The 10,259-nt window shown below is 72.2% G+C and carries 8 protein-coding genes; 4 read left to right on the plus strand and 4 right to left on the minus strand.

Going from position 1 to position 10,259, the window contains the following annotated elements; translation table 11 throughout:
• The first annotated feature begins 394 nt into the window (after window positions 1–394).
• Window positions 395–2,620, plus strand: a complete 2,226-nt coding sequence (locus AB0M39_RS39940; protein ID WP_365373496.1) for an acetate--CoA ligase family protein — start codon at window positions 395–397, stop codon at window positions 2,618–2,620.
• 25 nt (window positions 2,621–2,645) lie between these two features.
• The gene (locus AB0M39_RS39945; RefSeq protein WP_365373499.1) at window positions 2,646–3,461 is read left to right on the plus strand and encodes an enoyl-CoA hydratase-related protein; all 816 of its coding nucleotides are present in this window, start codon (window positions 2,646–2,648) and stop codon (window positions 3,459–3,461) included.
• Between the two features lie 87 nt (window positions 3,462–3,548).
• On the opposite strand, the gene AB0M39_RS39950 is transcribed toward AB0M39_RS39945, so the two are convergent.
• On the minus strand, window positions 3,549–4,472 hold the full coding sequence (locus AB0M39_RS39950; RefSeq protein WP_365373501.1) for a hypothetical protein: 924 nt from the start codon (window positions 4,470–4,472) through the stop codon (window positions 3,549–3,551).
• Window positions 4,473–4,587: 115 nt separating this feature from the next.
• Between AB0M39_RS39950 and AB0M39_RS39955 the strand changes: the two genes are divergently transcribed.
• Entirely contained in the window at window positions 4,588–5,190 is a 603-nt protein-coding gene (locus AB0M39_RS39955) for a flavin reductase family protein (protein ID WP_365373515.1), read from the plus strand.
• A gap of 61 nt (window positions 5,191–5,251) precedes the next feature.
• Here AB0M39_RS39955 and AB0M39_RS39960 read toward each other — a convergent pair whose 3' ends face one another.
• Window positions 5,252–6,571: an MFS transporter gene (locus AB0M39_RS39960; RefSeq protein WP_365373504.1), complete on the minus strand. Its 1,320-nt coding sequence runs from the start codon at window positions 6,569–6,571 to the stop codon at window positions 5,252–5,254.
• Window positions 6,572–6,631: 60 nt separating this feature from the next.
• Here AB0M39_RS39960 and AB0M39_RS39965 point away from each other — a divergent pair, with 60 nt between their 5' ends.
• The gene (locus tag AB0M39_RS39965) at window positions 6,632–7,663 is read left to right on the plus strand and encodes a helix-turn-helix domain-containing protein (protein ID WP_365373507.1); all 1,032 of its coding nucleotides are present in this window, start codon (window positions 6,632–6,634) and stop codon (window positions 7,661–7,663) included.
• A 172-nt stretch (window positions 7,664–7,835) separates the two neighbouring features.
• Here the strand turns inward: AB0M39_RS39965 and AB0M39_RS39970 are convergent, their stop codons facing one another.
• Window positions 7,836–8,885, minus strand: coding sequence for a Zn-dependent alcohol dehydrogenase (locus AB0M39_RS39970; protein ID WP_365373510.1), 1,050 nt, complete (start codon window positions 8,883–8,885; stop codon window positions 7,836–7,838).
• Window positions 8,882–10,057 carry an acyl-CoA dehydrogenase family protein gene (locus AB0M39_RS39975; RefSeq protein ID WP_365373512.1) on the minus strand — a complete coding sequence of 392 codons (1,176 nt, stop codon included), beginning with the start codon at window positions 10,055–10,057 and terminating at the stop codon, window positions 8,882–8,884. Before AB0M39_RS39975 ends, AB0M39_RS39970 begins: the two co-directional genes overlap by 4 nt.
• Window positions 10,058–10,259 lie beyond the last annotated feature (202 nt).

The following is a 10,259-nucleotide window of genomic DNA, read 5'->3' on the forward strand; positions in this document are numbered from 1 at the left end:
GCCCGCACAGGGCACGTCACCGTCGCCCCGGGGGGCTTCGCCCCCGTACGGCCTTCGGCCGTGTCCTCAATCGCCGGACGGGCTGAAAATCCAGCCACGTGGGGGTCCCCCCGGACGAAGTCTGGGGGAGTTTGAGGCGCGGGGGTCCGGGGGCGGAGCCCCCGCGAGGGCGCCCCAGACCGGCCAACTCCGCCCCGCCCGCGTTTGAGCCGCACCCCCCAGGGCAGAGCCCCGCAGGGAGCCCGCACGAGCCCAGACCGCCCGCGACGCCGTCCCACCCCGTCCCCCGCCTCCCGTAAATCCTCTCGCTCCAGCCGTTCCTGACAGCCCGTCAGTTCTGTAATCTGACTATGCGTCAGTTAAGTTGCCCAACAAGCAGGAGCGGGGCTCAGCGATGCTTGGATCAACTCACGGCACCCTCACCTCCGACCTCCGCGCACGAGTGGTGGCCTGCGGGGAGCAGCCACGCGATGCCGTACACGACACCGTCTCCGTCTCCGACGGCGACCTGGACGTCAGCGGGCGGCCCCTCTACGCGCCCGTGCCCGACCTGGACCGGTTCTTTCGGCCAGGCTCCGTCGCCGTCGTCGGCGCGTCCGACGGCGAGGGACGGCCCAATACGGGGATCACCCGCCAGCTCGTCGACTGGGCCGAGCGCGTCGGCGCCCGCCTGTACCCGGTGCATCCCACCCGCACGTCCGTCTTCGGACTGCCCGCCCACCCCTCCGTCCGCGCGCTGCCCGAACCGGTCGACCTCGCGGTCCTCCTGGTCGGCGACCCCCTCCCGGTCATCGAGGAACTCGCTGAGGCCAAGGTGAAGTTCGCCGTCGCCTTCGCCTCCGGATACGCCGAGACCGGCGAGGAGGGCGCGGCCGCCCAGACGCGGCTCGCCGCCGCGGTGGAGCGCGCCGGGCTGCGCCTGCTCGGGCCCAACACCAACCTCAACGCCTTCGAGAGGTTCCGCGACGACCTGGACGGTCCCGCCATCGCCCTGATCACCCAGTCCGGGCACCAGGGGCGGCCCGTGTTCACCATGCAGGAGCTGGGCGTACGCCTGTCCCACTGGGCGCCCACGGGCAACGAGGCCGATCTGGAGACCGCGGACTTCATCTCGTACTTCGCCGAGCGGCCCGAGGTCGGGGCCATCGCCTGCTACGTGGAAGGACTCAAGGACGGACGCTCCTTCCTGCTCGCCGCCGACCGGGCCGCGCGGCGCGGGGTCCCGGTCGTCGCGGTCAAGGTCGGCCGCACCGAGACCGGCGCGCGGATGGCCGCCTCCCACACCGGCAAGCTGACCGGCGCGGACCAGGTGGTGGACGCGGCCATGCGGCAGTTCGGCGTGATCCGCGTCGACGGGCTGGACGAGCTCCAGGACACCTCAGCGCTGCTGGCGCGGGCCCGCAAGCCGCAGGCGGACGGGGTCGTCGTCTATTCGATCTCGGGCGGCACGGGCGCGCACTTCTCGGACCTGGCGACCGCGGCCGGGCTCACGCTGCCCCAGCTCTCCGCCGCCAAGCAGGCCGAGCTGCACGAGTGGATACCGGACTATCTCAGTGTGGCCAACCCCGTCGACAACGGCGGGCACCCCGTGGGCGACTGGCGCGGCCGCAAGATCATCGACGCGATCCTCGCCGACCCGGAAGTCGGCGTGCTGATCTGCCCGATCACCGGCCCCTTCCCGCCGATGAGCGACAAGCTGGCACAGGACCTCGCCGACGCGGCGGAGGCCACGGACAAGCTGGTGTGCGTGGTGTGGGGATCGCCGGTGGGGACGGAGGCCGCCTACCGCGAGACCCTGCTCGGATCCTCGCGCGTCGCCACCTTCCGCACCTTCGGCAACTGCATCACGGCCGTCCGCGCCTATCTGGACCACCACCGCTTCACCACCGGCTACCTCTCCCCCTTCGACGAGGCGCCGCGCACGCCGTCGCCCTCCTTCCGCAAGGCGCAGGCACTGATGCGCCCCGGCAAGCAGCTGAGCGAGCACGCGGCGAAGCAGCTCCTTCGGGCGTACGGCATTCGCGTACCGCGCGAGCAGTTGGTGACCAGCGCCGCCGCCGCGGTCCGGGCGGCCGGCCTGGTCGGCTACCCGGTCGTCATGAAGGCCTCCGGGACGCAGCTCGCCCACAAGACCGAGCTGGGCCTGGTCAAGATCGGGCTGACCTCGGCCAGCCAGGTCCGCGACGCCTACCGCGAACTGACCGACATCGCCCGCTTCGAGGGCGTCGACCTGGACGGCATCCTGGTCTGCCAGATGGTCGAGCGGGGCGTCGAGATGGTCGTCGGCGTCACCCAGGACGCCCTCTTCGGCCCGACGGTGACGGTGGGCCTGGGCGGGGTGCTGGTGGAGGTCCTGCACGACGCCGCCGTGCGCGTGCCCCCCTTCGGCGAGGGGCAGGCGCGCGCGATGCTCGGCGAACTGCGCGGCCGGGCGCTGCTGGACGGAGTGCGCGGCGGACCGCCGGTGGACGTGGACGCGCTGGTGGAGGTCGTGCTCCGGGTCCAGCGGATGGCGCTGGAGCTGGGCGACGAGCTGTCGGAGCTGGACGTCAACCCGCTGATGGTGCTGCCACGCGGACAGGGCGCGGTGGCGCTGGACGCCCTCGCCGTGTGCCGGTGACGGCGGCCTGGACTGGAGCTCGCACATGACTTCCTCCCCCGAAGAATCCACTGACTCATTGATACTGCACACCACTGACAACGGCGTCTCGTGGATCACCCTCAACCGCCCCGAGGCCCTGAACGCCGTCACCTGGGACCAGAGGGAGAGGATCATCGCGCTGCTCGCGGCGGCCTCCGCGGACCCGGACGTACGGGCCGTCGTCCTCACCGCGACCGGCAAGGGCTTCTGCGCGGGCGCGGACCTGCGCAGCGGTCCGGCCGCCGGCCGCGAGAGGGTCCCCGGCGATGTGGCCCGTACGATCCGGCTCGGCGCGCAGCGCCTCGTCGGCGCCGTACTGGACTGCGAGAAGCCGGTCGTCGCGGCCGTCAACGGGACCGCCGCCGGCATCGGCGCCCATCTCGCCTTCGCCTGCGATCTCGTGCTGGCCGCCGAGCCGGCCACGTTCATCGAGGTCTTCGTACGCCGGGGACTCGTACCGGACGGCGGCGGCGCCTATCTCCTGCCTCGACTGATCGGCCCGCAGCGCGCGAAGGAGCTGATGTTCTTCGGGGACTCCCTCCCGGCCGCCGAGGCGGAGCGGCTCGGCCTCGTCAACCGGGTCGTGCCCGCCGACGAGTTGGAGAAGACCGCAAGAGCCTGGGCCGAGCGGCTGGCCGCCGGGCCGACGAGGGCCATAGCGCTCACCAAGCAGCTGGTGAACGCCTCACTGGACGCCGACCGCGCCTCCGCCTTCGCGGCGGAGGCGGCGGCCCAGGAGATCAACATGACGACGCACGACGCGAACGAGGGCGTGGCGAGCTTCGTGGAGCGCCGGACTCCGCGGTACCGGGGCCGCTGACGTACCGGGGCCGCTGACGTACCAGGGTCGCTGACGTACCAGGGAAAGGGGGACGCACCAGGAAAGGAGGACGGTGCCGTCAGAGGGTCAGGGCTGCTTGCGGAGGACGTATAGATCGCCCGAGTCCGGGTCGCCCAGCACCATGAACAGCTCCAGCTGCTCCTTCGTACCGCTGATCTCCCACTGCGGGGTCGAGGGGCAGCCGTTCACCGACAGCGAGACCCCGTCCCGGCGCGTGCTGGTCCCCTCCTCGAACGCCCACGTGCCCGAGCCGCTGCAGAACTCCGTGGCGTACCCGTCGTGGCTGTCGTGCGGCAGCTCGGTGACGAGCGCCCGGCCGTCCGCGTTCAGGCGCACGACGATCGAGTCGTCGTCCTTGCCCTGCCAGACGCCCACCGCCTGGTCCCTGCTGAACTCGGGCGGCGCGTACGACTTCAGGAGGCCGGTCTGGATGCCGAGCACGCTGAGGCCCGCCGCCAGGGCCGCGCCCGCCGCCGTGGCGAGGGTGATCTGCCAGATCAGCCGCCAGCGCGAGCGCAGCAGCCCGGCTTGGGCACGCCGTACGTACCAGCAGGCGATGAGCGCGGGGAGGACGCCCGCGCCTCCGAGCCACAGCCAGGACTCGAGGTAGCCCGCACCGATCTTCCAGGGCAGCACGGCGTACACCGCGGACAGCCCGACCGCCGCGACCGCGCTCCATCCCCACTCGGGGGGCCGGCGCAGCGCTGCGCGGCGCCCCAGGGCGAGCGCGGGCAGGCCTATGGCGATCGCGTGGGCGAACCCCGCCAGCCCCAGGAACAGCGGGAAGAGCGGAACGACGCAGACCAGCCCGACCGCCGGGCCCCACGCGTAGTACGTGTCGCTCTCGCTGGGCATGACGATCCAGACCACCGTCGCGAGCGCGATCTGCGCGCCGAAGACCGAGGCCGACGCCAGCACGCCCGTGCCGACCCAGCTGCCGTACGGCCGCCGCGCCGAGGCGCTGACCGGCGCTTTCAGCGGTGCGTTCATCGTGTCTCCCCACCCATGGGGCAGAAGATACGTCCGGGGTGCGGGCGGCTCGGCGCCGGGCTTCCAATCTGACGAACCGTCAGGTTCAATGGGAGGCGTGATGGGACACGCAGGGATGGCGGCCACCGCCGTCCGGTACCTCAGGTCAGTCGGAACGCCCATAGCCGCCGCGTCGGCCATAGAGCCCTACGACACGCTTCCACGCCCCGACCTCCGCGCGGTCGGCGACGACGAGCGGCTGCCGGTCGACCCGGGCGAGTACCGGCGGGTGCTGGGGCACTTCGCGACCGGCGTGACGGTCGTGACGGCGTACGACGACGACGGCCCGGCCGGGTTCGCCTGCCAGTCCTTCGCCTCGCTCTCGCTCGACCCGCCGCTCGTCGCCTTCATGGTCGGCCGTACGTCGACGACCTGGCCCCGCATCGCCCGGGCCGGGGTCTTCTGCGTCAACGTCCTGGGCGCGGAGCAGGGCGGGCTGTGCAGGGGCTTCGCGGTCAGCGGGGCCGACAAGTTCGCGGGAGTCGCGTACGAGGCGTCGCCGGCGACCGGGTCGCCGCTGCTGGAGGGCGTGCCGGCCTGGGTCGACTGCACGATCCAGAACGTGCACACCGGCGGCGACCATCTGATCGTCGTGGGCCGGGTGGAGGCGCTGGGCGCGGAGGCGGGGGGCGAGCCGCTGCTGTTCCACCGGGGCGTGTTCGGCCGCTTCAGCTCCTGACCCGCGGCCCCGTAGCCCCTGCGCCCCCGCCCCGCCCGTACGCGACGACCCGGCTGCCCGGCTACGCGGCTAGCGTCTGCGTCGTCGGCTTGCGGCGGATCACCAGAGCCATCAGCGCGGCGGCGGCGCACAGCGCGCCCGAGGCGTACCAGACCACGTCGTACGAGCCGAACGCGTCCCGCGCCAGACCGCCAGCGAACGCCACGATCGCCGCGCCCACCTGATGCGAGGCCAGCACCCAGCCGAAGACGATCGCGCTGTCGTCGCCATAGTGCTCACGGCACAGGGCGATCGTCGGCGGTACGGTCGCCACCCAGTCCAGTCCGTAGAAGACGATGAAGAAGACCATGGGCGGGTGGACCGACGGAGCGAGCAGCATCGGCAGGAAGAGCAGGCTGATACCGCGCAGCGCGTAGTAGACCGCCAGCAGCCGGCGCGCCTCATAGCGGTCGGTGAACCAGCCCGACGCGATCGTGCCGACGACGTCGAAGACCCCGATCACCGCGAGCAGCGAGGCGGCGGCCGTGACGGGCATGCCGTGGTCGTGGGCGGCGGGCACGAAGTGGGTCTGGACCAGGCCGTTCGTGGACGCGCCGCAGATCGCGAAGGTCCCGGCGAGCAGCCAGAACGGTCCCGTACGGGCGGCTGAGAACAGCACGGCGACGGCCCGCCGCGCCGCGCCGGGCACCGGCGCGGGCTTCGGCGTGAACTCCTTCGCGCCATAGGGGGCGAGCCCCACGTCCGCCGGGTGGTCGCGCAGCAGCAGCCAGACGAAGGGCACGACGGCGAGCGCCGACAGCGACACCGTGATCGACGCGGGACGCCAGCCGTGCTCCTCCACCAGCCAGGACAGCAGCGGCAGGAAGATCAGCTGGCCGGAGGCGGAGGCCGCCGTCAGGATGCCGGTGACCAGGCCCCGCCGCTCCGTGAACCACCTGTTGGTGACCGTCGCCGCGAACGCGAGCGCCATAGAGCCGCTGCCCAGTCCGACCAGCAGACCCCAGTAGAGGATCAACTGCCAGGACGACGACATGAAGACGGTCAGGCCCGAGCCCAGCGCGATCACCGTCAGCGCGACGGCGACGACCTTGCGGATGCCGAAGCGGTCCATCAAGGCGGCCGCGAAGGGAGCCGTCAGGCCATAGAGCGCGAGGTTCACCGAGACGGCGAGGCCGATGGTCCCGCGCGACCAGTCGAACTCCTTGTGCAGCGGATCGATCAGCAGGCCCGGGAGGGAGCGGAAGGCGGCGGCGCCGATGATCGTCACAAAGGCGACGGCCGCGACGAACCACGCGCGGTGGACGCGTCGGGAGGGTCTGGGGGCGGGGGCGAGGGGCTGAGGTGCGGGAAGTCCGGTTGTCTGCGTCACGTCAAACAGCATCCGGCGAGACGGCCGCCCGCAACGAGTGGCCCGAGGGACAGCGTTCGCTAGGATCGGGCCATGACGAAGGCCACCGGAAAAACCGAGGAAACAGCTGCCGGAGAGGCGACGCCCCGCAAGCACCGCGTCGTCGTCCTCGCCATGCCCCAGGTCATCCCGTTCGAGCTGGGCATCCCCCACCGCATCTTCGGCCGCGCCTTCGGCCCCGACGGCGAAACGCTCTACGAGGTCGTCACCTGCGCGCCCGAGCCCGGCCTCATCGCCTCGCAGGCGGACTTCCAGCTGTACGTCGAGCACGGCCCCGAGGCCCTCGCCGAAGCCGACACCGTGATCGTCCCGGCCGCGTACGAGCCCGACGAGCTCTACTTCGAAGGCCGGCTGCCCGAGGATCTGGCCCGCGTCTTCGACCACGTCCGGCCCGGCACGAGGATGGCCTCCATCTGCACGGGCAGCTTCGTGCTCGCCGCCGCCGGCTACCTCGACGGCCGGCCCGCCACCACCCACTGGCACTGGGCGGACCGCTTCCAGCGGCTGTTCCCCTCGGTCCGGGTGGACCCGGAGGTGCTGTACATCGACGACGGCGACGTGCTGACGTCGGCGGGCGTCGCCGCGGGCATCGACCTGTGCGTGCACATGGTCCGCCGCGACCACGGCGCGGCCGTCGCCAACGACGTGGCCCGGCGCAGCGTCGTCCCGCCGCACCGCGACGGAGGCCAGGCGCAGTACATCCAACGTCCCGTCCCCGAGACCCAGTTCGCGACGACGACCGCCGCCCGCGGCTGGGCGCTGGACCGGCTGCACGAGCCGATCCAGCTGCGCGACCTGGCGGAGCAGGAGTCGATGTCCGTACGGACCTTCACGCGCCGTTTCCGCGAGGAGGTCGGCGTCAGCCCCGGCCAGTGGCTCACCCAGCAGCGCGTGGAACGGGCACGCCACCTGCTGGAGTCCACCGACCTCTCCGTCGACCAAGTCGCCCGAGACGCGGGCTTCGGCACGGCCCAGTCCATGCGCCAACACCTGACGGCCGCCCTGGGCGTCCCCCCAACGGTCTACCGCCGCACCTTCCGCGCAACCACGGACACCGCCTGCTGACCCAAAAATCAGCCCCGCCGGCGCTTGAGGCGCGAATCACCCCGGCCGGCGCTTGAGGCCACATCCAGCCCCGTGGGGGTCCCCCCGGACGAAGTCTGGGGGAGATTGAGGCGCGGGGGCCCGGGGGCAGCGCCCCCGACCCGCACCACGAGCTCCCGCACCCCACCCACCCTCAAAACATCAGTACCGCCCGCGCCACCCGCCCCTCCCCCGCGTCCTCCGCCGCCTTCGCAAAGTCCTCGACCGGATACGTCTCGGTGATCAGCTCGTCGAGCAGCAGCAGCCCCTGCCGGTAGAGGTCCGCGTACAGCGCGATGTCGTGCTGCGGGCGCGACGATCCATAGCGGCAGCCGAGGATCGACTTGTCCAGGAACAGCCCCGCCGGCACGAACGACGCCTCCGCCGTCGCCGCCGGCATGCCCAGCAGGATCGCCTGCCCATGCCGGTCGAGGAGCTCGATCGCCTGCCGGATCAGGCCGGTATGGCCGACGCATTCGAAGGCGTGGTCCGCGCCGGTCGGCAGGATCTCCCGTACGCCGTCCGCCGACCGGAGGAAGTGCGTCGCGCCGAACTGCCTGGCCATGCCCTCCTTCGCCGGGTTCGAGTCGACCGCGACGATCGTGGACGCGCCCGCGATCCGCGCGCCCTGGAGGACGTTGAGCCCGATGCCGCCCGTCCCGATGACGACGACGGTGTCGCCGCGGTCGACCTTCGCACGGTTCAGCACCGCGCCGACGCCCGTCAGCACCCCGCAGCCGATCAGCGCGGCGGAGGCGAGGGGGAGGTCGGCGGGGATCTTCACGGCCTGGACGGCCTGGACGAGGGTGCGTTCGGCGAAGGCGGAGTTGGCGGCGAACTGGAAGAGAGGCTCGCCGTTCCGTGAGAACGGGCGGCCCGGCCGTCCGATCGCCTTGCGGCACATCGTGGGCCGGCCGCGGTCGCAGTCGGCGCAGGCACCGCAGTTGGCGAGGGTGGAGAGGCTGACGTGGTCGCCGGGCGCGACATGCACGACCCCGGGCCCCACCGCCTCGACCACGCCCGCGCCCTCGTGCCCGAGGACCACCGGCACGGGGAAGGGGATCGTGCCGTCGACGACCGACAGATCGCTGTGACAGAGCCCGGCGGCGGCTATAGCGACGAGGACCTCGCCGGGCCCTGGGTCGCGTATCTCCAGATCGTCGACCACCTGGGGCTGTGTGCCGTCGAAGACGACGCCTCTCATCTCGGCTCCCTGGGTTCCCTCGGCAGGCCGAGCACGCGCTCGGCGATGATGTTGCGCTGGATCTCGTCCGAGCCGCCATAGATCGTGTCGGCGCGGGTGAAGAGGAACAGTCGCTGGAGTTCGTCCAGTACGTACGCGCTCTCGGCCGTCCACGGCTCCGGCCCCACCGTGGCGGCGGCGCCGCGCACCTGCATGGCGAGCTCGCCCAGCCGCTGGTGCCAGCGCCCCCACAGCAGTTTGGCGACGCTGGGGGCGCCGGGGTCGTGCGCGTCGCCGAGGGTCCGCAGGGCGTTCCAGCGCATGGTGCGCAGCTCGGCCCAGTGGGCGACGAGCCGGTCTCTGAGGACGGGGTCGTCGACCGCCCTGCTGCGCGCGGCCAGTTGGACGACCCGCTCCAGCTCCTGGGCGAAGCCGATCTGCTGTACGAGGGTGGACACGCCCCGCTCCAGGGCGAGGAGGCCCATGGCGACGCGCCAGCCTTCGCCCTCGCCGCCGACGCGATGCTCGACGCGGGCTTCGGCGCCGTCGAAGAAGACCTCGTTGAACTCGGAGGTTCCCGTCATCTGCCGGATCGGCCGCACCTCGACGCGTCCCGGCTGATCCATAGGCGCCAGCAGAAACGACAGCCCATAGTGGCGCCGAGACCCCTGCTCGGTACGGGCGAGCACAAAACACCAGTCGGCGTCCTGGGCGAGAGAGGTCCAGATCTTCTGGCCGCTGATGCGGTACACGTCGCCGTCCCGTACGGCGCTCGTCCTGATCCCCGCGAGATCGGAGCCGGCGCCCGGTTCGCTGTACCCCTGGCACCACAGCTCCTCGCCGCGCGCGATCCCGGGCAGGAACCGGTCCTGCTGCGCCTGGCTCCCGTAGGCGAGCAGGGTGGGGGCGAGGAGGTTCTCGCCGATGTGGCCGACCCGGGCGGGGGCGCGGGCGCGGGCGTACTCCTCGGCCCAGACGACCTGTTGGGTGAGGCTGGCCTCACGGCTCCCATAGGCGGGGGTCCCCCAGCCGATCCCGATCCACCCGGCGTCTCCGAGCCGGCGCTCCCAAGCGCGTCCGGTGGCGGTATCGGCGGGGGTGGTTTCGGCGGGGGCGGGGGCGAGGTGAGTGTGGAGCCATTGGCGGGCTTGGGTACGGAAGGGGGGGTCGGTGGGGGGGAAGGCGAAGTCCATGGCTGCTCCTGTGTCCGGAGGGGGGTGTTGTCCCACCCGCCCGCCCTTGTCTTCGGGAACACGGGGTTCCCCCGTCCCTGGGGCGCGGGCCCTTGCCACCTGGAGGCACCCCAAACCCAGGGGCTCCGCCCCCGAACCCCCGCGCCTCAATCTCCCCCAGACTTCGTCCGGGGGGACCCCCACGGGGCTGGATTTTCAGCCC

This window comes from Streptomyces sp. NPDC051907, assembly GCF_040681075.1.
In the GTDB taxonomy this organism is placed as follows: domain Bacteria; phylum Actinomycetota; class Actinomycetes; order Streptomycetales; family Streptomycetaceae; genus Streptomyces.